Genomic DNA, 22638 nt, shown 5'->3' on the forward strand with positions numbered 1-22638 from the left:
GGCAAGGGAGGGAGCCCGATGGACCGCACGACCGCGGAGAGCCTGCTGCGGGGCGGCCACCCGCTGCCGGCCGGTCATCCGCTGGGCGGGCTGCTGGCCGCCGCACAGGCGCCCGCCACCGAGCGGGAGCTGGCCGGCGAGGCCGCGGCTCTGGCCGCCTTCCGGGCCGCCGCGCACTCCCCCGCCCGTCCGCGCCGTTCCCGGTGGGCGGCCCACCTCGGCAAACTGCTCAGTCTCAAGGTCGCCGCCGCCGCGATCGCCACGGTCGGCGGGGTCGCGCTGGCCGCCAACAACGGTTCGCTGCCTTCGGTGGGCGGCGAAGCCGATTCCGTCGTTCCCGCGTCCACGGCGCCGCAGCCCGTCCAGCCCCTGCCGGACCAGCCCCGGCCGGAACGGCCCCGACCGTCCGCTGCCGCGACGACGACGGCTCCGGCGCCGCCTCCGGTGCAGCAGCTGTGCCGGGAGTTCTCCGGCCACGCCGGGGACGACCGCGAGCGAGCCCTCCACGACGACTACTTCGGCGAACTCGTGCGGCGGGCCGGCAAGAGGGACGGCGCCCGGGTGGAGCGCTTCTGTCAGGGCCTGCCGCGCCCGAGCCGCGGCAGCCAGCCCACCTGGCCCGGCGCCACGTCGCAGCCGCCCCGCCCCGGCCCGGACGGGACGCCCGGCCGGCGGGGCGGAGGCCACGACCGCGACTTCGACCACGACAGTGGGGGCACTCGCCCCGACCGGCCCCGGCCGAGCGCGAGCAACGGTCTGACGCGCCGGTGATGGACCGGCGCCCGGCGGACCGGATCTGGGGAACGGGCGGTCCGCCGGGCGCCTTTTGAGGTCAGCCGCCGGCTGAGGCCCCCCACCCGAGGCCGGCAGCTGCACCAGGCCAGGCGGTGACGGCTTGGACACCCGTCGCCGCCTGGCACCTCAAACGGGGAGGGGCGGGGGCGGGGCTCCCCGCCCACCCCACCACCAAGATAAGAGGGCGCCCCCGCGCCCCTTCACGGGGGGGGGGCGGGGCGCTCCCCCCCCCCCCCTCCCCACCTCGAAGATCAGAGTGCGCCGAGGTAACGCTGGCGCTCGTAGGGGGTGACCTCGCGGCGGAACTGCTCCCACTCGGCCCGCTTGTTGCGCAGGAAGTAGTCGAAGACGTGCTCGCCGAGCACCTCGGCGACCAGCTCGGAGCCGGCCATCACATCGATCGCCTCGGCCAGGTTCTCCGGCAGCGCCTCGTAACCGGCGGCCTTGCGCTCGGCCGGCGACAGCGACCAGACGTCGTCCTCGGCGCCGGGCGGGAGTTCGTACCCCTCCTCGATGCCCTTGAGGCCGGCGCCGAGCATGACCGCGAACGCCAGGTAGGGGTTGGCGGCCGAGTCGATCGACCGCACCTCGACGCGAGCCGAGCTGGGCTTGCCGAAGGCCGGCACCCGGACCAGCGCGGAACGGTTGAGGTGGCCCCAGCTCACGAACGCCGGTGACTCGGTGATCCGGTCCGGCAGCTGCATCGGGAAGAGCCGCTTGTACGAGTTGACCCACTGGTTGGTGATCGCGGTGTACTCGCGGGCGTGCACCAGGAGGCCGGCGATGAACGCCCGCGCCGTCTTGGAGAGTTTCTGCGGGTCCTCGCTGTCGTGGAAGGCGTTGCGCTCACCCTCCATCAGCGACAGGTGGGTGTGCATGCCCGAGCCGGGCTGGTCGGTGTACGGCTTCGGCATGAAGGTGGCCCGCACCCCCTGGGAGAGCGCCACCTCCTTCACCACGTGCCGGAACGTCATGATGTTGTCAGCGGTGGTGAGGGCGTCCGCGTATCGCAGGTCGATCTCCTGCTGGCCGGGGGCGACCTCGTGGTGGCTGAACTCCACCGAGATGCCGATCCGCTCCAGGGCCAGCACGGCCTGCCTGCGGAAGTCGCGGGCGATCGCGTGGGTGGTGTGGTCGAAGTAGCCGCCGCTGTCGACCGGGATCGGCAGCGAGCCGTCCAGCGGGCCGTCCTGCACGAGGAAGAACTCGACCTCGGGGTGCGTGTAGAAGGTGAAGCCCTTCTCCGCCGCCTTGGCGAGCATGCGGCGCAGCACGTGGCGCGGGTCGGCCCAGGCGGCGCTGCCGTCGGGGAGCAGAATGTCGCAGAACATCCGGGCGCTCTCGCCGCTGACCCCACCCTCGAACGGGAAGACCTGGAAGGTGGTCGGGTCGGGCATGGCGACCATGTCGGACTCGTAGACCCGGGCGAAGCCCTCGATCGCCGAGCCGTCGATGCCGATGCCCTCTTCGAAGGCGGACTCCAGCTCGGCCGGGGCGACCGACACGCTCTTCAGCGTCCCGAGCACGTCGGTGAACCAAAGCCGGACAAAACGGATGTCGCGCTCCTCGAGCGTGCGAAGCACGAACTCCTGCTGACGATCCACTGCCACCCCTAGTCCGAGCCTACCTATCGAGGGCGAGACTACGCTGCAGGCGCCCTGTGACGTCGGCCCGGGTCAGGATCAAACAGCCCGGGAACGAGCAAGAATGAGCACATGCCCACGCTGCGCATCGCCCTGGCCCAGGTGAACTCGACAGTCGGTGACATTCCCGGCAATGCGGCAGCGGTCCGCCGCTGGTCACGCGAGGCAGCCGACGCCGGCGCGCATCTGGTCGCCTTCCCCGAGATGATGCTGACCGGCTATCCGATCGAGGACCTGGTCTTCCGCAACTCCTTCGTCGAGGCCTCCCGTCAGGCGTTACGCGCCCTCGCCGCCGACCTGGCCGCCGACGGCCTCGGCGACCTGGCCGTCGTGGTGGGTTACGTGGACGCCGACGGCCCGCCGGCGATCAGCTCCGAGGCGGTGCCCGGATCCGGCCGGCGAGACGCGTCCGCGCTGCTGTGGCGCGGCGAGGTGGCGGCCACCTACTACAAGCACCACCTGCCCAACTACGGCGTCTTCGACGAGGACCGGTACTTCGAACCCGGCGACACCCTCACCGTGGTCCGGCTCGGCGGGGTGGACGTGGCGCTCACCGTCTGCGAGGACATCTGGCAGGCCGGCGGGCCGTTCACCGCGGCACGGCGGGCCGGTGTCGGGCTGGTGGTCAACATCAACGCCTCACCGTACGAACTGAACAAGGACGACGTCCGGCTCGCCCTGGTCCAGCGCCGGGCCGTCGAGGCGGGCGCGACGGTGGCGTTCGTCAACATGATCGGCGGGCAGGACGAGCTGGTCTTCGACGGCGACTCGATGATCGTCTCCGCCGAGGGGGAACTACTCGCCCGCACCGGCCAGTTCACCGAGGAACTCCTGGTCCACGACCTGGAGCTGCCCCGGGCGACGGATGCCGCGCCGGCCACGGAGCACGGCGACGGCATGGCGATCCAGCAGGTCGCCCTCCCCGGCGAGTTGCCCGAGCCGGCCGGCACGGCGGACGGAGGCATCGCCGACCGGGTCTCCGACGAGGCCGAGATCTGGTCCGCCCTGGTCCTGGGTCTGCGCGACTACGTCAACAAGAACCGCTTCCGCTCGGTGGTCCTCGGCCTCTCCGGCGGCATCGACTCGGCCGTCGTCGCCGCGATCGCCGTCGACGCCCTCGGCCCGGAGCGCGTGGTCGGCGTCTCACTGCCCAGCGGCTATTCGTCCAGCCACTCCAAGGACGACGCCGCCGACCTGGCCAAGCGCACCGGCCTGGACTACCGCACCGAGCCGATCCAGCCGATGGTCGACGCGTTCCTGGCGAACATGTCGCTCTCCGGCCTGGCGGTGGAGAACCTGCAGGCCCGGGTGCGCGGCGTGATCCTGATGGCGCTCTCCAACCAGGAAGGCCACCTGGTCCTGACCACCGGCAACAAGAGCGAGCTGGCGGTCGGTTACTCGACGCTCTACGGCGACTCGGTCGGCGGCTTCAATCCGCTCAAGGACGTGCCGAAGAGCATGGTGTGGCAGCTGGCCCGGTGGCGCAACACCCAGGAGGACTCCCCGATCCCGGAGAACTCGATCACCAAGGCGCCGAGCGCCGAGCTGCGGCCCGACCAGAAGGACTCGGACTCGCTGCCCGACTACGAGATCCTCGACCCGATCATCAAGGGCTATGTCGACCACGACCTGGGCCGGGCCGAGCTGATCGCGGCCGGCAACGATCCCGCCCTGGTGGACCGCGTGCTCCGCATGATCGACCTGGCGGAGTACAAGCGCCGCCAGTCCGCACCCGGCACCAAGATCTCCGGGAAGGCGTTCGGCCGCGACCGCCGCCTGCCCATCACGAACCTGTTTCGCGAAGGTTCGGCGTGACGAGACGGGCGGAGTGCCCGGGCAGGTGTGAAAACCCGCACTGAACCCTGACGGCGGCTGCTTTTCCGGTGCGACCATAGGCGCACCCGGGGACCGCACCCGCGCGGCCTCGAGGGAGGAGATGCACGAAATGTCGGAGATTCCTACCCTGTACGGCGGCCCACCGACCCGTCGCGTCCGCACCCGTGACCTGATGAACGCCAAGGTCCGCGGCGACCGCTGGCCGATGCTCACGTCGTACGACATGTACACCGCACAGATCTTCGAGCAGGCCGGCGTGCCGGTCCTGCTGGTCGGCGACTCCGCCGCCAACAACGTCTACGGCTACGAGACGACCGTCCCGGTCACCGTCGACGAACTGCTGCCCCTGGTCCGCGCGGTCGTCCGGGCCACCAAGACCCCGCTGATCGTCGGCGACCTGCCGTTCGGCAGCTATGAGGAAGGCCCCACACAGGCGCTGCGCACCGCCGTCCGCTTCATGAAGGAAGGCGGCTGTCACGCGGTCAAACTCGAAGGCGGGCGGCGGATGGCCCCGCAGATCGAGGCGATCACCGGCGCCGGCATCCCGGTGATGGCGCACATCGGCTTCACCCCGCAACGCGAACACGCCATCGGCGGTTACCGCGTCCAGGGCCGCGAGAACGAAGGCGCCGAGGTCATCTCCGACGCGAGGGCGGTCGCCGACGCGGGCGCCTTCGCCGTGGTCCTGGAGATGGTCCCCGGCGAGGTCTCCAAGCAGATCACCAAGGAACTGGCGATCCCCACCGTGGGCATCGGCGCCGGCCCCGACACCGACGCCCAGGTGCTGGTCTGGCAGGACATGGCCGGGCTGCGCACCGGCAAGGCGCCGCGCTTCGTCAAGCGTTACGCCGACCTCGCCGGCGCCCTCACCGAAGCGACCCGACAATTCGCCGACGAGGTCCGCAACGGCGAATTCCCCGCCGCGGAGCACACCTTCTGATTTTTTGGTACGGGGTCCGCCGCCCTCAACCGCAGCGGACCCCGTCCCGCCCTGCCCACCACGTCCGGTGCGGCCACGGCCCTCGCCCGGACATCCGTGCCTCCGCCCCGCATCATCGCCGCGCCGCTACCGGCACATGTCCCCGCAGTGTCGGCTCACCCGGCCGCCGCCACGGTCCACGCACAGCTCACCGGCCTCGATCCAGTAGGACTGCCCGGCTCCGACGAAAGTGGGCTCCCGCAGGTGGAACCACCGGTTCACCACCGTCAGGAGCACCATCCGGTCAGCGGTGACCCGCACCGAGCGACCCGACGCGGCCTCCGCCATGGTCAGGACCGCTCGAACCGCACCGTCCGGCTCGCCGGATCGGCCGCGGTCAGCCGCACCCCGATCCGCCGCCCGAGCGGCAGGTCCCCCAGGCACTTGGCCCGCACGGCCGGCTCGTCCAAGGCGATCGTCCCGCCGGCCGGCCGTTTCCCGTTCGGCTCGTCCCGATCCAGCACGGCCGCCTCGAAGACCTCCCCGACGCGCCCTTGCAGCAGCACCGCCTCGGCCAGGTCGATCGCGCCACGGTCGGCCGCACTCGCGACCCGGTCAGTCGACGACATCGCCTTCGGCAGGCGCGGCAGAGCCTGCGCCACCCATTCGGGGACCGGGCGCCCCGCGTACAACGAAAGGCAGATCTCCGTCGCATAGCGATCCGCGAGCCGCCGCAGCGGCGCGGTGACATGCGCATACGCCGCGCCCACCCCGCCGTGCCCGACGTCAGCGGGCACACCGGCCCCGCCTCGCTCCGCCTCTGCTCCGCTGCCTCCCCCGCCCTGCCCGGCGTCCGCCCGGCGCACGTCTCCGCCCTGGCCGGCGTCCGCGCGACCTACGTTTCCGCCCCGGCCGGTATCCGCCGGGGTGTCCCTTCCGTCCTGCTCAGCCGGCGTGTGTGGATCGCCGGCGCCGAGGCCGGCCGGTGCGGGAGCCCCGAACGCCGTATAGGCCGCGCCACGCAGAAGCTCGGCCGCCTGGTCCAGGAAGGCCGCACCCCGCGGATCCGCCGGGTCGACGGCGGCCACCACCTCACCGACCCGCGCACCATCCGGCCAGCGGATGCCGAGAGGCGCGGCGGCCGACCGCAGTTTCGCGACCGCCTCCGGTTTCGGCGCCGGCATGGTGCGCAGCAGGCCGATCCCGCCGTCGAGCATGATCCGAGCCGCGGCCATGCCGGTGAGCAGCGAGATCTGCGCGTTGTGCTCTTCGATCGGCAGCGGCGCCCGCAGCACCAGCCGCCAGCCGTCACTGTCCCGCTCGACCTCCTGCGACGGCAGCGGCAGGTTAACCGCCCCACGATCCGAGGCCCGTCGAGCCAGCAGCCCGCCGATCTCCGGCAGCAGCGCCAGTTCCTCCGGCGCCGTCCCCGCGTCGACCTGCCGTTGCACGCCCGCGTAGTCGAGCTTGGCCCGGCTCCGCACCCGCGCCCGCTCCACGTCGACGGCGACCGTCTCCCCGTCACTGTCCAGATCGATCGTCCAGACGACGGCCGCCCGGTCGCCACCCGGCAGCAGGCTGACCGCGTCTTCACTCAGCACCGGCGGATGCAGCGGAATCCGCCCGTCCGGCAGATAGACGGTCTGCCCGCGCACCCAGCTCTCCGCCTCGATCGGCCCGCCCGGGCGCACATAGGACGCGACATCGGCGATGGCATAACGGATCCGGTAGCCGCCACCGCCCCGCCGGCTCAAATGCATGGCCTGGTCAAGGTCCCGCGAGGTCGCCGGGTCGATCGTCACGAACGCGATGCCGGTCCGATCGACCTCCGGCAGAGGCGTCGCCCGCGCGGCCTCCCCGGCCTCGGCGAGCACCGCCTCCGGAAACTCGCCCGGCAACCCCAGTTCCCGCCGCAGCGCCGAGAAGTCGATCTGCGGCGCCACCATCCGTTTGATCGGCACCGCTCATTCCTACCAGGTCGTGGGCCGTTCCGAAGAGCACCGCCACCCCGCCCGCCGACCTTGCCGCCGCAGGCGCCTTCCGGAAGCCGAAGCCGTGGACCAAGCCCGGAACACCGACCGCGTCCACCGCCCCCGGCGGCTTCCACAAACCTCAGCCGTAGACCGAGCCCGGAAGCGCTTGCGCACCCACCCGGGCACCGCCGGCGGCTTCCCTGCCGGCGGTGCTTCACTTCGGGCTCTTCCGGCGCCGCTGGCGCGGCCTCCTACCGGCGACGCGCTGCCGCGCGTGACGCCTTCACCGGCTCACTCTTCGCAGTGTTACGAGCGGTTCGAGCACTTCCCGGGGTACGCCCAGAGGCCCCCACCCCCGCATTGGCACCCGAACTACGCGGCGCCCGAGTCGCTTTGGCGGCGTTCCCCGCGCCCTTTCCCGCTTCAGCGACTCCGGTGGCCCCGCGGGTTGGCTTGTTGGTGGCCCTGCCCGCAGCCGTACCGCCCGCAGCCTTAGTCCCCGACCGGGCACCGACCGTCCCGGCCCGGCTGCCCGAAGCCGCCTTGACGTTGGTGGCCTTGACCGCGGCGCTGTTCGACCCGCCCGCTCTGCTCGCCGTCGCTTTCCCCGCCGTCGTTTTGGCCTCCGACGTTTTGGCCGCCGTCGACTTCGCTGCCGTCGTCTTAGCCGCCGTGGTTTTGGCCGCCGTCGACTTCGCTGCCGTCGTCTTAGCCGCCGTGGTTTTGGCCGCCGTCGACTTCGCTGCCGTCGCCTTCGCCGGCGTTCCGCCAGCAGTCCTCTTGGCAGTGGAGCCTCGGGCGGCTGTGGCCGTCGAGGCCTTGGCGGCGGTGCTTCTAGCGGTCGTGGCCTTGGCCGTAGTGCTCTTGGCGGTCATGGATTTCGCAGGTGCCGCCTTAGCCTTAGCGGCTGTCGCCTTGGCGCCGCTGACCATGCCCGCTGTCGCCTTGGCTCCTGCGCTCTTGGCCGCCGTCGCCTTAGCCCCCGCACCCCTGGCCGTGGCCGCCTTGGCGGCGCCCGCCTTACCGACCGCGCCCCGGGCTCCCACAGACTTGGCAGCAGTCGCCCTGGCCGTAGCCGCCTTAGTAGCACTCGCCTTGCTCGCAGTGGCCTTGACACCGGCGCCTCCGGCGACTGCCGCGCGACCCCCCGCCTGCGAGGCCTTTCCACTGGCGGACTTCGTCACGGTCGCCCTGCCGGCGGTCGCCTTGACTGCCTTTCCAGCCGTCGCCTTGGCTTTCGCCGCCTTCGCAACCGTGCCTTCCCGCGTCGCCGCCTTCGATGCCGCCGCCTTCAGCCCTGCCGCCTTCGCGGCCGTCGCCTTCGACGCCGCGACTTTGGCCCCAGCCGATTTCGCGGCCGTGGCCTTGACCCCGCCTGATCTCGAAACTGTGGCCTTGGCTCCGGCCGTCGCCTTGGTAGCAGGCGCCTTCGTGGCGGACGCTTTCGTGGGCGCAGCCTTCCGACCAGTTGCGTTAGCAGCAGACTTAGCAGCGGTTGCCTTGCCCAGCGGGGCCTTGCTCGCCGCGGCCTTCGCGGCTGTGGCTTTGGTGGCTGTGGCTTTGGTGGCTGTGGCTTTGGTGGCCGTGACCTTGGCCGCGCCGGCCGTTGCCGTCTTGCCCGGCGCTGTCCTCTTAACAGTCGCCTTGGCCCCCGTCGCCTTGGTGCCAGCCGCCTTGGTCCCTGTCGCCTTGACCCCTGTCGCCTTGGCCCCAGCCGCCTTGGTGCCTGTTGCCTTGGTGCCTGTTGCCTTCGTGCCTGTTGCCTTGCCCCTCGTAGCCTTCGCGGTCGTACCGCCCCTGGCTGTGGTGCCCGCTACCTCTGCTTGAGCGGCCTTGACCGGCCCACGCTTCGCAGACGTCGCCTTCGAGGGAACGGCCTTCGCAACGCCTTCTTTGGCAGTCGTCTTGGCAGCGGTCGTCTTGGCAGCGGTCGTCTTGGCAGCGGTCTTCTTCGGTCCCGCAGCCTTCGCCGAAGCAGTCCTTGCCGCCGTGCCGCCGGTCGCGCCAGTGGCGGTCCTAGCGGTAGTCGCCTTCGTTCCGACCGCTTTTGCGGCAGTCGCCTTGGTGCCAGCAGCCCCGGCACCGGCATTCCGGGACCCGGCGGCCCTGGTCCCCGCGGCCCCGCTGCCCGTCACCGCAGCAGCCTTGGTCCCGGCGGCTTTGCCAGCCGTAGCCCCGGCAGCCTTGGTCCCGGCAGCCTTACCAGCCGTAGCCCCGGCAGCCCGGCCCGGCGTCGACCTGGTCGCCGTCGCCACAGCACCCGGACCCGTGGCCCCAGCGTTCTTTGCTCCCGCCCTGGCAGCCGCCTTGCCGGCTACAGCCTTCGGCCCGGCCGGAGTCGCCTTGGTTCCCGTGGTTTTGGTTCCCGTGGCCTTGGGCCTCGCGGTCCTGGCTCCCGTGGTCTTGGTAGCCGCTGTCTTCGTGACCGATGCCCTCGCCGCCGCCCGGCCACCGGCCGTCCTCGGCATGCTCTTCTTCGGATCGGTCACCGGCTCGAACTCGGTGAACTCAGCTTCGTCGCCGGCGAAGTTCGCGGTTCCCGGCTCCGCCATCTCCCCGGTCGCCGCCTTACCCCGGGCCGTCTTGGTTCCCACGGGTTTCCGACCAGCCTGCGCAGTCTGCCCGCTCTCAGCCGCGACCTTGGCGGCACCCGCTCGACCGCGGAGTGTCCTGGTCCCCGCCGCGTTCCGGCCCCCAGGCGTAACCGCAGCGGACTCGGCGTCCTCGGCCATGCCCATGGCGGCGTCTTCCGCTCCGGCGGCCCTGGACCCGGTGGGGGCCGTGAACGAGGTCCGTGTCCTGCCCGATCGGGTCGACGTCCGCACGGAACGCGCGGTCGTCACCGGTTCGGTCACCACCGCCTCGTCCGCGAAACCGTCCTCCCGCTCGTCTTCGTCCTCGTCGCTGTCAAGGCGGTCCGCCGCTTGAGGGCCGTCCTCGTCGTCGTCCCAGTCGTCATCATCCTGGCCGTCGTCGTCGTCGGCGGCGGACGGCACGGCCGCTGTGCCGCCGACGTTCGCCGCGGACTCGGTGGGGGACGCCGTGATCTGGCTTCGGATCACCTCGTCGACGGCCTCCGCCGCCGATGCGTCGACCCCGTCAGGCTTCGCGCCGGCGCCGGTGCTCAGTTGGTGGCCGTCCTCGGTGGAGATCCGCGCGAGGGTGGAGACCCATCCTGACTCGACCGCGTCCGCCGGACCGGTGTACTCAGGGGTTGCTTCCTCGTCCTCGTCGTCGGAGGTGGAGTTCGTTGCCGCGGTCTCGTCGGTTCCGAGCGCGTCGAGGTCGGGCCGATCGGCTCCCCACTGGTCGGACTCCTCATCCGGCTGGCTCGGGCCGGGACGCGGGAACCATCCGCCGACGAACGACTTGTCCTCCAGAGCGCTGACGTCGACAGTGTCGTCTTCCGCGTCGGTCTGCGGTCGTGGCGGGACCTGCTCCGCACGCATCCGCTCGGCGAGGTATGCGGCCGCGCGCGCTTTGACCTCCTCGTCCCAGCCTCCGGAGTCGCCGGTGGAAACGGTGACCTGGTTCTTCGGCGTGCTACTCATCGCAGCGACCCGTCGCGATCCTCCGGCCTGTCCGCCCCGGTTTCCCGAGACGGCATCTCGGGTCTTTCCGGACTTGGACCGAATCGACACCGTCACGCCGCCGGCTGCCTTTCCGTCGGGCTTACCCGCGCCACGCGGCCCTCCAGAAGCGGCTGCGTTCTTACGCCCGCTTCCGGCGAAACGCTCAGCCGCTCCCTCGAAGGCCAGCACGTTCCCCGCGCCGGCCTCACCCGCACCGCTTCTACCAGCGCCGCTTCTACCAGCGCCGCCTTTGCCCGTAACGGACTTGCCAGCGGCGGCTTTCGCCACGACGGCTTTGCCCGCGAGAGCTTTCCCGGCGACAGCCTTACCCACAGAACTTTTCCCGGCGATGGCCTTACCCGCGATTTTGTCTGCGATAGCCCTGCTGGCGACGGTCTTGCCAGTTCCGGTCTTGCTAGCCCCGGTCTTGCCCGTAGCGGTTTTGCCGGTGACGGTCTTGCCGGTGACGGTCTTGCCGGCCACCGCTTTGGTCACGGCGGGCTTACCACTCACTACATTGCTCGCGGAGGGCTTACCGGCCACTGTCCTGCTCGCGGAGACCTTGCCAGCCGCGGCATTACCCACGGTGGTCTTGCCCGCCACTGACCTGCCGGTGGTGGCCTTACCTGCCGTCTGATCGGCAGACAAGCCCTTGCCCGTGGAAGTCCTGCCGAGGGAGGACTTGCTTGCTGGAGCCGTCACGCCCGCTGCCTTGACGCCCGCTGACCTCGGTGTCCCGGCCTTCACTACCGCTGACTTCGGGGATGTCCCGGCCTTCGCTCCCCCTGACTTCGAGGATGCCCCGCGCACACCCGCCACTTTCGCGGTGACGGCCATCCCGGTCGCTGACTTCACGCCTGCAGACTTCGCGGTCGCCGACTTCACCGTCGCTGACTTCGCGATCGCTGACCTCACGGCCGCAGGCTTCTTCGCTGACGGTTTTGTCGAGTCCACATGGCCCGACGCGGTCCTCGCGACCGCAGACGTTCCGGCTTGCTTGCCCACTGTTCCGGTTCCCGACGACCCGCCGGTCGAACCTTTACCTGCGAGCGACATCGATGTGGCGGCACGGCCCTTCACTGAAGCGCGCGTCGTCTCAAGATCGGTAGCCGTCCGGGACGAGACCATTCGACCCGCGCCGGTCTTGGTGGCCGCGACCGCTCGTGCTGCCGGCTTCCTGGGCGCAACCGCTTCGACAGTCGCTCTCCCACCCACCCGCTGGGCGGCGACCTTGCCGCTCCGAGCCTGGTTCGCGGCCGATGCCCTAGCCGAGGGCGCCACCTTGTTCGCGGCTTCCTTAGCAACTGCAGCAACTGCTTTGGAACTGGCTGCTTTGGAACTGGCTGTTTTAGAACCGGCTACCGTGGTTCCGGTGGACCCGGCGGTCGCTGCCTTCGCTGTGGCCATCCGTCCTCCGGCGTTCGCGGCGACCGCCCGCCCGGCCGTCGGCTTCACACCCGACGGTCCGGATCCAGCCCGCTGGACAACCGGACGCTGGGCCGCCTGCTTCGCCCCCGCCGAGCCGGCCTTGGCCGCCGTCCTCACCCTGGTCGGGGCCGCGGCCTTGGCCGCCGTTCCCGGCTTGGCACCGGTCATCCTGGCCACGGGGGTCACCGTCTGCTGTCTTCCCGGGGTCGCCTTCGGCGCGGCCTGCTTGCTGCTCGATCCGCGCTGAGCACCGACGGCCTGCTTGCCGGCAGCCGCCTTCGCCGCGCCCTGCTTGACCACCTTGGCCGCCGGTTGCGCCGCCCGCGCCGACTGCACCGACCGAGGCGCCGGGGCGCCGGCTGAGACGGCCTTCGCGGAGGCCCGCGCGGTCACGCTCTTACCAGCGACGCTCTTCGCGGTCACGCTCTTGCCCGCAGCGGTCTTCGCAGCGGCAGCCTTGGCCACGGCGGCCTTAGCAGCGGTGGCCTTGGCAGCGGCCGACGCGGAAGCAGCAGCCTTGCCGGTGGGCTTGACGGTTGCGGGCTTGGCCGCGGTGGGCTTGGCGCTCGAAGAGCGGGACCCCGCCGGCGACGCGACGCCGCCCGGCTTGGCCGTGGAGCGGGTGGACCGCCGGGAGGTGTCGCCCGGCGAGGAGGCGGAGGCGGCGGGTGCGGCGGTCGCGCGGGTGCCCGTACCGGAAGGGGTGGATCGGGGTCGGGGGCCCGCGCCGAAGGCAGCGGGCCTGGTCGAAGCCTTTTTGGCAGCGGGCATCGAGGTGTTCCTCCTTGCGAATGACTGTGGGCACGTCCGCGCCGGGAGACTTGCGGCTCCGGCCGGGCCGGAACGGCACTTGGCCGCTCCGGTCGAGCCGGAGCGGCGCTTACGTCAGCTGGCTTCCCCTGTCCAGCGGGCGTCCTCGGCATCCCAATCGGCATTGCGCTTCTCGACGGTCTCGAGTGCCCGCGTCGCTTCGTCAGCCGTGGCGTAGGGACCGAGCCGGTATTGAGCGGGGCACACGTCGTCGCCACTCTCCACCCGGTGGTCGCGGAGGCACCAGAAGTAGCCCACTCCGCCCAGCCCACTGTCGTTCATTCCATCACTGTGCCGCTAAAACCGGCCAAGCGCTACCGATTCGGGCAAAAAGTCCTAAATTTCCATTGTAGAGCGGGATAGCCGGGGCGTGGGCACCGTGCCCGAAAGGCGCGTTGAGCACCGAAAGCGACGCGGACGTCGCGCGGGAGACTCGGGACATCACCCGTGCGGTGGGGGGCGGCGAGGCCCGTACAAGATAGGAAAAAGCCCCGGCCGAAACCGGCCGGGGCGGTGAGACGACGGTGAGGCTCAGCCGATCTCGGCGGCGACGAGCTCGGCGATCTGGACGGCGTTGAGCGCGGCGCCCTTGCGGAGGTTGTCGTTGGAGATGAAGAACGACAGGCCGTTCTCCGCGGTGGGGTCGACGCGGAAGCGGCCCACGTAGGACGGGTCGCGGCCGGCCGCCTGCAGCGGGGTGGGCACGTCGGAGAGCTCGACGCCCGGCGCGGAAGCCAGGATCTCCCGGGCCCGCTGCGGGGACAGCGGCCGGGCGAAGCGGGCGTTGACCTGCAGGGAGTGGCCGGTGAAGACCGGTACGCGCACGCAGGTCCCGGAGACCGGCAGCTCCGGCAGGCCGAGGATCTTGCGGCTCTCGTTGCGGAGCTTCTGCTCCTCGTCGGTCTCGAAGCTGCCGTCGTCGACGAACGAGCCGGCCTGCGGGATCACGTTGAACGCGATCGGCTTCGGGAAGACCTTCGACGCGGGGAAGTCGACCGCGGAGCCGTCGTGGGTGAGTTCGGTGGCCCGGTCGGCGACCTTCTTGATCTGCTCGTCGAGTTCGGCCACACCGGCGAGGCCGGCGCCGCCGACCGCCTGGTAGGTGGTGGCGATGAACGACACCAGGCCGGCCTCGTCGTGCAGCGGGCGCAGCACGGGCATGGCGGCCATGGTGGTGCAGTTCGGATTGGCGATGATGCCCTTGGGGCGGACCCGGGCGGCGTCGGGGTTGACCTCGGCGACGACGAGCGGGACGTCGGGATCCATCCGGTACGCCGACGAGTTGTCGACGATGACGGCGCCCGCCTCGGCGAAGCGGGGAGCGTACTCCAGGGAGCCGCCCTTACCCGCGGAGAAGAGCACGATGTCGAGGCCGGAGTAGTCGGCCGTGGCGGTGTCCTCGACGGTCACCTCGCCGTCACCCCACGGAAGAGTGCGGCCCGCGCTGCGCGCGGAGGCGAAGAGCCGGAGCTCGGAAACAGGGAACTGGCGCTCGGCCAGGATGCGGCGCATGACGCTGCCCACCTGTCCCGTCGCCCCGACGATACCGATCCTCATGGGCACCAAACTACGTCTTGAACTGCGGACAAAGAAATCGCCTTGTTCATAGTGTGGGACTAGTGTCCCATATTTGAGGATGATAGGGCTAGCGTCGTCGGCATGGCGACCTACACCCATGGACACCACGAGTCGGTCTTGCGCTCGCACCGCTGGCGCACCGTAGAGAATTCGGCGGCATACCTGCTGCCGCATCTTTCCTCCGGAATTTCCCTGTTGGACGTCGGATGCGGCCCCGGCACGATCACGGCCGAGCTGGCGGAGCTGGCCGCACCCGGCCGGGTGACCGCGCTGGAGCAGAGCGAGGACGCCCTCGACCTGGCCCGCGCCGAGATCGCGCGCCGCGGCCTGGACAACGTCGATTTCGTGGCCGGCGACGTGCACGCGCTTGATTTCGCGGACGGCGCCTTCGACGTCGTGCACGCCCACCAGGTGCTGCAGCACGTGGCCGACCCGGTGGCGGCGCTGCGTGAGATGCGCCGGGTGACGAGGCCGGGCGGCGTGGTCGCGGCCCGCGACAGCGACTACGCGGCCTTCACCTGGTTCCCGCTGCTGCCGGAGCTGGGCGAGTGGCTGGACCTCTACGAGCGGGTGGCCCGCGGCAACGGCGGTGAGCCGGACGCCGGGCGCCGGATGCTGGCGTGGGCCCGCGCGGCCGGCTTCACCGACGTCACCGCGACCGCGAGCGTCTGGTGCTTCGCGAACGAGGAGGACCGGCAGTGGTGGGGCGGCATGTGGGAGGAGCGGGTGCTCAAATCGGAGATGGCCGGCTCCGCCTTGCGCACCGGCGCCGCGACCGAGGCTGATCTGCAGCGCATCTCGGCCGGCTGGCGCCGGTGGGCCGACGACCCCGACGGATGGCTGATCATCCCGCACGGGGAGATCATCTGCCGGGCTTGAGAGATCACGAACGGGGGCGGTACGCCCAGTGCCACGGCTCCCGCGGCACGTTCTCCACGAACCCGTAGTTCCCGGCGTTCTTCCGCATCCAGCTCTGGGCCTTGCTGTCCAGGTCGAGGTCGGTGGCCATGCCCCAGCCGTGTTCGCTGGTGCCGGGCTTGGCAGCCAACCCGCCCTGCGAGTAGAGGCCCTTGCGCTTGGCCAGATCGACCTGCTCGGTGTACGGCCGATACGAGTCGGTGATGCCGATCTTCACGCCGTCCCGTTTGGCGTCCTCGACCATGCGGTTCAGCGACTCGGCGGCCGGTGCCCAGAGTTTGTGGTTGGTCTGACCGACCCGCCCGAGTGCGTGTTCCGGGATCTTGCCGTTCCCGTACGCGACAAGATCCTCCGGAATACCCTTGCTATTGACTTTGTGAGTTTTGTCCATCGGGCTGTTGGACGCGACCGCGCTCCGCAGATGAGCGGCGAAGCCGCCCTGGGTGGACGCCTCCGTCCGCGTCGCCGCCGTCGTGGTCGTGGCCTGCTGACCCTGCAGCGCGAGGATCCGGCTCTGGATGCTCGCGATGCGCGAATTCACTCCCTCGATACCCACGCTTTCTCGTTCGGCACGCCCGCCGGAAACTGAGGCGCAACCGGCGGAAACTCACCCCGCAACCGGAAAGACTCAGGACGCCGGCGCCAGATCGATCGTGTGCTGGGTGTGCGTGACCTTCGCCTGCAGGTATCGCACGTTCGCCGGGGAGGCGTGCACACCGGTCGGCCGGACCGCCCGCACGTCGACGCCCAGCTCACGCAGCTGACGGGACTTGTCCGGGTTGTTGGTGAGCAGCTCGACGGCCTCGGCGCCGAGTGCTTCCAGCATCTGTGCGGCGGCGGTGTACTCCCGCTCGTCGTCGGCGTGCCCGAGTGCCCGGTTCGCCTCGTAGGTGTCCATTCCCTGCTCCTGGAGGGCGTAGGCGTCGAGTTTCGCGTACAGCCCGATGCCACGGCCCTCCTGTCGCAGGTAGAGCAGGTAACCGCCGACCTCGGCGATGCGCTCCACGGCCTCGCGCAGCTGCGGACCGCAGTCGCAGCGCTGAGAGCCGAAGACGTCGCCGGTCATGCACTCGGAGTGCAGCCGGACGAGCGGCAACTCGGCGCCTGCGGCGTCGCCGAGAGCGAGCGCGAGATGCTCCTTCCCGTCGGACAAGCCGTTGAAGGTGACCACCTCGGCGGTGGTGCGGTATCCGTCGGGGAACTCGAGCGGAACAGTGACGCGCGTACGAACCGGCATGCCCTCTCCCTGTGCACTTGACGCTTCAAGTACGGATCGACCGTACGCGCCGGTTCATGAGGAGGCCACGGTTGCGGGTGGGTCGCGGATCACAGGCCCAGATCGACCTCAGATGTCCGATCAGAGCGGTTCGGGAGGATATTGGTGATGAGCACGATCAGACACCCGATCGCCGAGTAGAGCGTCAAGATCGTCAAATGGCTGCCGATCGGCGCGTCCGGGAAGTACAGATTGTCACGGACTGCCTGCACCCCCGCGCCGGTCGGCAGGTGCTCCCCGAGCTCCCGCCCGAAGGCCGGCAGGAACTCCGGCAAGATGCTGGCTCCCGAGATCACCGTCCCGATCGTGAAGTAGAAGGCGCCGACCAGCGCTCCGGCCGGTCCGACGAGCGCCACCGCCCCGGCCGTCGATCCGGTCACGGCCAGTGAGATCAACGAGAAGATGCAGAGCATCTCCGGGAGGTCGGCGCCCTCACCGACCCCGAACCAGGTCATCGACCAGAGCACCGCGGCGGCGGAGCCGACCGCGTAGATGATCAACGTCGCGAGATGCGCGACACCGCGACGCCACGATCTGCGGGTGCGGGGAATCAGCCGCCCCAGCCCGATGGAGGCGATCGTCCCGCCCAGTGACAGCGCCTGGGTGAGAAAGCCGAGCGACGCCCCGTTCACGTCGTCGGCGGGCAGCGGCACCACGTCGGTGACCTGAGGGGTCGCGATCAGCGACTCCGTCACGGCGATACTGACCGTGTCACCGTTCGCGGCCATCGTCGCCAGTTGGCTCGCCTTCTGCTGCTGCATGACGTCGCTGTAGGTGGTCCGCAGCAGCGACGCCGCCGAGGGCCCGGCCGCCCCGGCCACGTAGAGGACCGGCTCCGTCCCGCTGACGTCCACCCCGCCGTAGACCTCGCGCCGCCGGACCGCCGCGGTCAGCGCGTCGGCCGAGGCGTAGTCGGAGACCGCGAACGCGCCGCTCTCCGTCAGCATCGCGGTGATCGACTCACGCTGGTCCGCCCTGGCCACCAGGCCGACCGGCAGGTCGTGCGGCGCCGCCCTGTGCCCCATGCCCAGGTAGTACGCGGTCAGCAACAGCTGGACCAGCACTCCGACCACGCAGACGACCAGCGCGAACCGCCGGAACTGCTTCACCGACCCGATCTCGTTGTCGTCCCCCACCAGCCGAGCCTCGCGGACTCGGCGCCCCTATGTGGCCAGATCGGCCGGATCCGTGTTGGCTCCGCAGAGCAGCACGACCACCCGCTCTCCCTTCTCCGGCCGGTAGGCGCCGGACAGCAGGGCGGCCTGCGCCGCGGCGGTGCCGTGCTCGACCACGACCCGGTGCTCGTCCCAGAGCCGGCGGCGGGCCTCGACGATGGCCGAGTCGTCGACCAGCACCGACGTGATGCCGGCCGCGCTCGCCAGCGCGAAGGCGATGTCTCCGATCCGCCGGGCGCCGAGTGAGTCGGCCGCCACGCCGGAGACGGGCACATCCGTCGGCTCGCCGGCCTCCAGCGCCGCGTTCAGGGCCCGCGAGGTGGCCGGTTCGACCGCGACGATGCGGGCCTTCCCGTCCAGAGCGGCGATGACGCCCGCCATCAGTCCGCCGCCGCCCACCGCCACGAGCACGGTGTCGAAGCCCACCTGCTCCATCAGTTCCAGGCCGATCGTGCCGTTGCCCGCGACCATCGCCGGGTCGTCGTAGGCGTGGCAGAACAGAGCGCCGGTCCGCGACGCCCGGACGGTGGCGGCGGCGTACGCCTCGGCGTACTCCCCACCCTCCTGGACCACCCGCGCGCCCAGCTTGCCGAGCTTGGCCACCTTGACCGCCGGCGCGGTGACCGGCACGAACACCTCGACCGGGAGACCCAGCTCGCGGGCCGCGTAGGCGGCGGCCAGCCCAGCATTGCCACCCGAGGCCGCCACCAGGCCCGCCGGGGACACCGGACCGGTGAGGATCCGGTTCATCATGCCGCGCGTCTTGAACGAGCCCGCGTGCTGAGTGAACTCCAGCTTGAACCACCGGTCCGGGCCGTCCGCCAGCACCGGGGTCCGCCGGATCCGGCCGTCGATACGCTTCGCCGCGGCCCGCACGTCCGCCAGGTCAACCATGATCGCCAAGACTAGGCGACGCTCCAGGAGACCCGGCTCGACCCGACCGGTAAACGTTCTCCCACCAGACACGCCAGATCCAGTAAGCGGTTCGAGAAGCCCCACTCGTTGTCGAACCAGCCGCGCACCTTCACCCCGCCGTCCGCGGTGGCCTGCGTGCCGGACGGGTCGAAGAGACAGGACGCCGCGTTGTTCTTCACGTCGATCGAGACGGTCGGGTCCGGGTCGTACGCCAGAATGCCGCGCAGCGGTCCCGCGGCGGCCTCGGCCATCGCCCGGTTGACCTCCTCGGCGGTCACCGGCCGGCCGGTCTGCCCGGAGAGTTCGGCCAGCGAGCCGATCGGGGTGGGCACGCAGTAGTAGCTGTAGCGCATCTCGCCGATCTCCGGCAGCGCCACCCGCACCAGGTCACCGACCACGTAGTTGTGCGGGATGATGCTCTCGCCGCCAGCCCGGCCCAGGCGGGGATCGTCGCGTGAGGTGTCGACCGCCGCGTCCTGCACCCGCTGCCAGCCCTGGGCGGCCAGGATGACCGAGGTGTTCACCGAACGCAGCCCGAACCGGTCGAGCAGCACCTTGGCCATCACGGTCAGCGCGTTGACCCCGCACGAGGCCGGCGAGACGACATCGTGCACGACCGGGTCGTAGCTCGCGTGGTTGGCTCCGTAGATCAGGAACGCGTCCGGGTCGTCGGCCGAAGCACTGATCACCACCTTGCGAGCGCCGCCGTGGGTGATGTGCTTTCGGGCCGTGCTCCCGGCCCGGAACCGGCCGGTGGCCTCGATCACCACGTCCACCCCGTGTTCCGCCCACGGGATCCGCTCCGGCCGCTCATGGTGGAATGCGCGAATGGCGTGGTCGTTCACCACCAGATAGTCCCCCCGCGCCGTCACCGTCCCCGGGAAGGATCCGCGGACACTGTCCCGGCGCAGGCCGTAGGCCAGTTTCTCGGTCGGCGCGATGTCGTTCACCGCGGCGATCTCCACACCCGGGTGTGGCATGGCGGCCACGATCCGGGTCAAACTTCGGCCGATCCGCCCCAGCCCATTGATCCCGATCGCGACAGTCATCGAGCGCTCCTGGATTCGTGATGCTTTGTCAGCATTTCCCCCGTGACTTGGTTCCCCCGTTCCCACAAGGGTCCACCCGGTGTCACGACTTCGACACTATGAGTTGTGCAAGTTGCACGTCAACGCACGACATTCTCACACCACGGCAGAGACGGCCATCGAAACGCGGACAACACAGTGGACGGGCATCCGGCATGCTGTGAACGTGCCCGTCATCGTCTCCCATGCCGCCGCCGACGAACCCTGGGCACAGTGGATCGCTCTCACCCTGCGCGCCGCCGGTTATGAGACACACCTCGATCCGGCCGGTGACAGCTTCGCCCGGCGCCTCACCGAAGGACACGTGAGCAGCACCGATGCCGTGCTCATCCTGCTGTCGGCCGAGCACCGCGCCAGCGAGGCCGACTGGGCCTGGATCGTCCGGTCACCCGCCCTCGTCGGCCGGCTCCTCGCCCTGCGCCTCGACACCGCCGAACCGCCCTCGGCGCTCCGCGCCATCCCCTGCCGCAGCCTGCACGGACTCGACGAGGAGGACGCTCTCGAGGTGGTCCTCACTCTGGTCGGCGGCATCCGCCGCCACCCTTCCGAGTGTCCTTCGCGGGACTGAAGGTCATCCGCCACCGTCGCCGCCGACATCTCCGATCTTGATGCGCTACCTCCCGATCGCGGTCGTCAGCGCCTCAAGATCCTGCTGAACGGCGCTGTTGAGGCCGCGAGGAGGGCGGGCGCGCGAGGCGCCGGCCGGCGGGAAGTAGGATCGTGGCGCGACGGACGAGTCGGCTGGGCGGTCGCGTCGGCACCCTTGCGGTGCCGCCGAGGAACGTCCGGACTCCGCAGAGCAGGGTGGTTGTTAACGGCAACCCGGGGCGACCCGCGGGACAGTGCCACAGAAAACAGACCGCCGGCCCGTATTCGTACGGTGCCGGTAAGGGTGAAACGGTGAGGTAAGAGCTCACCAGCACCCCGGGTGACCGGGGTGGCTAGGTAAACCCCACCCGGAGCAAGGCCAAGCAAGGCCACTGCCGCGAGGCGGTGGCCGGCGCAGGCGTTCGAGGGCTGCTCGCCCGAGCCTGCGGGTAGGCCGCATGAGCCTGCCGGCAACGGTAGGCCGAGATGGATGGCCGCCACCGGGGGCCTTCGGGTCACCGGCTACAAAATCCGGCGTACAGGCTGACTCGTCCGTCGCCCTCAAGGTCACGACCGTGAGGGCGGCGCTGAAACCCACGGTCAAGGATCATGGCGCCCCGCGGAACGTCGTCTCATCGAACAACCCTGCGTCTCCGCGAAGCGTCGCCTCGTCGAATCTCGCGTCTCCGGAGAATGTCGCCTCATCGAACCCCGCGGCCCGGGAGAACCTCGCCTCGTCGAACCTCGCGTCGTTGGAGAACGTCGCCTTCCTGAACTTCGCGTCTCGGGAGAACGTCGCCTTCCTGAACCACGCCACCGCGGAGAAGGTCACCATCCGAAACAGCGCGTCCCGGGAAAAGGTCGCCTCATCGAACGCCGCGGCTCGGGAGAACGTCGCCGCCCCGAACCTCGCGTCTCGGGAGAACGTCGCCTTCCTGAACCCGGCCTCCTCGGCGAACGTCGTGTCGTCGAACCCCGCATCCGCGGAGAACACCGCCTCCCCGAATCTTGCGTCCCGGGAGAACGTCACCTTCGTGAACCACGCGTGCTCGGAGAATTTCGCCGCCCGGAAGTTCGCGGTCCCGGAGAACAACGCCGCGTCGAACCACGCTTCCCCAGAAAACGCCGCGTCGTCGAACTCCGCGGCCGCGAGAAAGGTGGCTTCCGCGAACCACGTATCTCCGGAGAACACGGCATTGTTGGCCCGCAGACTGCGGACCCGGCATCGCGAAAGGTCGAAGTCGACAATGTGGGCGCCCGTCAGATCGAGGTCGACATCGGGCCAGAATGCCAGATCTGGCTTCGCGGTCAGGCTGGTCACCTGCTCAGGGCTCATGTCGTCGGGCGGCCGTAGATGGCTTGTGAGGATGCGCTGGGCGGTGAGCCGTACCTGGAGCTCCTGGCGTGAGTCCCGACTCTCCGCTGCAGGACGCTGCACAGGGTTCGGCAGCTCCGTGGGTAGAGCAGCAGGCGGCGTGTAGGGCATCCTCAGATAGGCGCACAGGACGTTCACGATCGTCTGCCGCTGGTGGGGATTGTTCTGCGCGACCCGCTCCAATGCGTATAAGCCGCCCAGTCTGACTGCGGCATCCGCATGACCCAACTGTTCGACGGCTTTGGTGTACAGGTCAGTCACCCGCCGCTCGGCTGCGTCTACTTCCGCGTGCTCCTGCTTGCGAAGCTCAAGCTCCCTCGACTGCTCGGTGTTCTGTTCCGCGTGGTCCTGCTTCCTCAAGTCAAGGTGGTGGGCGTGTTCGGACAACCGCTGCCGGCGCATAGCCAGCAGCAGTGCGGCAGCGGCGCCCGCTGCCGCAACGAACCCGAGTCCGTACTTGAGTGCTTCGATCTGCAGTTCGCCCGATCAGCGCCCGCGGTGTCGCTGGCAATCAGCCACATGCAGAGCAGCGCGGTGATGCCGAGGCTGGTCACGGCTAGGACGACGGTGAGAATGCCGTTGTCCGACAGCAACCAGGGCCAGCGAACGCGTTCGGTGAGGACCTGACGTGTTTCTGCGACCCGCTGTGCGGAACTGGCGTGTGGGACGGCTTGGTCAGCAGCGCTGCGCTGGACAGGTACCTGGTTGACGACCTCGCGCTTATCCGTCACGCACCTATCGTGGCCTAT

The 22638-nt window shown here is 70.3% G+C and carries 19 protein-coding genes and 1 other RNA gene; 7 read left to right on the forward strand and 13 right to left on the reverse strand.

Going from position 1 to position 22638, the window contains the following annotated elements; genetic code table 11:
- The first annotated feature begins 18 nt into the window (after positions 1-18).
- Complete coding sequence (locus tag QLQ12_RS05650) at positions 19-771, forward strand: hypothetical protein (RefSeq protein WP_282757575.1); 753 nt, start codon at positions 19-21, stop codon at positions 769-771.
- 275 nt (positions 772-1046) lie between these two features.
- Here QLQ12_RS05650 and QLQ12_RS05655 read toward each other — a convergent pair whose 3' ends face one another.
- Positions 1047-2399: a glutamine synthetase family protein gene (locus QLQ12_RS05655; RefSeq protein WP_282757890.1), complete on the reverse strand. Its 1353-nt coding sequence runs from the start codon at positions 2397-2399 to the stop codon at positions 1047-1049.
- Positions 2400-2510: 111 nt separating this feature from the next.
- Here QLQ12_RS05655 and QLQ12_RS05660 point away from each other — a divergent pair, with 111 nt between their 5' ends.
- Complete coding sequence (locus QLQ12_RS05660; protein ID WP_282757576.1) at positions 2511-4253, forward strand: NAD+ synthase; 1743 nt, start codon at positions 2511-2513, stop codon at positions 4251-4253.
- Between the two features lie 130 nt (positions 4254-4383).
- A complete protein-coding gene (panB, locus tag QLQ12_RS05665) occupies positions 4384-5214 on the forward strand; it encodes a 3-methyl-2-oxobutanoate hydroxymethyltransferase (protein ID WP_407651418.1) in 831 nt (276 codons plus the stop codon).
- A 126-nt stretch (positions 5215-5340) separates the two neighbouring features.
- Here the strand turns inward: panB and QLQ12_RS05670 are convergent, their stop codons facing one another.
- The 3 genes from QLQ12_RS05670 to QLQ12_RS05680 form a co-directional block, all read right to left on the reverse strand.
- Entirely contained in the window at positions 5341-5514 is a 174-nt protein-coding gene (locus QLQ12_RS05670) for a hypothetical protein (RefSeq protein ID WP_282757578.1), read from the reverse strand.
- 29 nt (positions 5515-5543) lie between these two features.
- The gene (locus QLQ12_RS05675) at positions 5544-7154 is read right to left on the reverse strand and encodes an RNB domain-containing ribonuclease (protein WP_282757579.1); all 1611 of its coding nucleotides are present in this window, start codon (positions 7152-7154) and stop codon (positions 5544-5546) included.
- A 263-nt stretch (positions 7155-7417) separates the two neighbouring features.
- On the reverse strand, positions 7418-11341 hold the full coding sequence (locus tag QLQ12_RS05680; protein WP_282757580.1) for a hypothetical protein: 3924 nt from the start codon (positions 11339-11341) through the stop codon (positions 7418-7420).
- A gap of 223 nt (positions 11342-11564) precedes the next feature.
- On the opposite strand from QLQ12_RS05680, the gene QLQ12_RS05685 reads away from it, so the two are divergent.
- The gene (locus QLQ12_RS05685) at positions 11565-12413 is read left to right on the forward strand and encodes a hypothetical protein (RefSeq protein WP_282757581.1); all 849 of its coding nucleotides are present in this window, start codon (positions 11565-11567) and stop codon (positions 12411-12413) included.
- Between the two features lie 638 nt (positions 12414-13051).
- Here the strand turns inward: QLQ12_RS05685 and QLQ12_RS05690 are convergent.
- Together QLQ12_RS05690 and QLQ12_RS05695 are read right to left on the reverse strand one after the other, a co-directional pair.
- Positions 13052-13258 (reverse strand): hypothetical protein, encoded by a 207-nt coding sequence (locus QLQ12_RS05690; RefSeq protein WP_282757582.1) that lies wholly within the window; start codon positions 13256-13258, stop codon positions 13052-13054.
- Between the two features lie 249 nt (positions 13259-13507).
- Positions 13508-14533: an aspartate-semialdehyde dehydrogenase gene (locus QLQ12_RS05695; protein WP_282757583.1), complete on the reverse strand. Its 1026-nt coding sequence runs from the start codon at positions 14531-14533 to the stop codon at positions 13508-13510.
- A gap of 102 nt (positions 14534-14635) precedes the next feature.
- On the opposite strand from QLQ12_RS05695, the gene QLQ12_RS05700 reads away from it, so the two are divergent.
- On the forward strand, positions 14636-15433 hold the full coding sequence (locus tag QLQ12_RS05700; RefSeq protein WP_282757584.1) for a class I SAM-dependent methyltransferase: 798 nt from the start codon (positions 14636-14638) through the stop codon (positions 15431-15433).
- Between the two features lie 4 nt (positions 15434-15437).
- Here the strand turns inward: QLQ12_RS05700 and QLQ12_RS05705 are convergent, their stop codons facing one another.
- The 5 genes from QLQ12_RS05705 to QLQ12_RS05725 form a co-directional block, all read right to left on the reverse strand.
- Entirely contained in the window at positions 15438-16028 is a 591-nt protein-coding gene (locus QLQ12_RS05705) for a M15 family metallopeptidase (protein WP_282757585.1), read from the reverse strand.
- A gap of 72 nt (positions 16029-16100) precedes the next feature.
- Complete coding sequence (locus QLQ12_RS05710) at positions 16101-16709, reverse strand: GTP cyclohydrolase II (protein WP_282757586.1); 609 nt, start codon at positions 16707-16709, stop codon at positions 16101-16103.
- Positions 16710-16798: 89 nt separating this feature from the next.
- Positions 16799-17884, reverse strand: a complete 1086-nt coding sequence (locus QLQ12_RS05715) for an ABC transporter permease (RefSeq protein WP_282757587.1) — start codon at positions 17882-17884, stop codon at positions 16799-16801.
- 27 nt (positions 17885-17911) lie between these two features.
- Positions 17912-18817 (reverse strand): threonine/serine dehydratase, encoded by a 906-nt coding sequence (locus QLQ12_RS05720; RefSeq protein WP_282757588.1) that lies wholly within the window; start codon positions 18815-18817, stop codon positions 17912-17914.
- An 11-nt stretch (positions 18818-18828) separates the two neighbouring features.
- Entirely contained in the window at positions 18829-19887 is a 1059-nt protein-coding gene (locus QLQ12_RS05725) for a type I glyceraldehyde-3-phosphate dehydrogenase (protein WP_282757589.1), read from the reverse strand.
- Positions 19888-20092: 205 nt separating this feature from the next.
- Between QLQ12_RS05725 and QLQ12_RS05730 the strand changes: the two genes are divergently transcribed.
- Together QLQ12_RS05730 and rnpB are read left to right on the forward strand one after the other, a co-directional pair.
- The gene (locus tag QLQ12_RS05730) at positions 20093-20494 is read left to right on the forward strand and encodes a toll/interleukin-1 receptor domain-containing protein (protein ID WP_282757590.1); all 402 of its coding nucleotides are present in this window, start codon (positions 20093-20095) and stop codon (positions 20492-20494) included.
- Positions 20495-20659: 165 nt separating this feature from the next.
- An RNA gene (gene rnpB, locus QLQ12_RS05735) (RNase P RNA component class A) lies at positions 20660-21069 on the forward strand.
- 52 nt (positions 21070-21121) lie between these two features.
- On the opposite strand, the gene QLQ12_RS05740 is transcribed toward rnpB, so the two are convergent.
- Together QLQ12_RS05740 and QLQ12_RS05745 are read right to left on the reverse strand one after the other, a co-directional pair.
- Positions 21122-22249, reverse strand: a complete 1128-nt coding sequence (locus tag QLQ12_RS05740) for a pentapeptide repeat-containing protein (RefSeq protein WP_282757592.1) — start codon at positions 22247-22249, stop codon at positions 21122-21124.
- Complete coding sequence (locus QLQ12_RS05745; RefSeq protein WP_282757594.1) at positions 22246-22620, reverse strand: hypothetical protein; 375 nt, start codon at positions 22618-22620, stop codon at positions 22246-22248. The genes QLQ12_RS05740 and QLQ12_RS05745 overlap by 4 nt, the downstream gene beginning before the upstream one ends.
- Positions 22621-22638 lie beyond the last annotated feature (18 nt).

The sequence above is a fragment of the Actinoplanes sandaracinus genome (assembly GCF_030009775.1).
Lineage (GTDB): Bacteria > Actinomycetota > Actinomycetes > Mycobacteriales > Micromonosporaceae > Actinoplanes > Actinoplanes sandaracinus.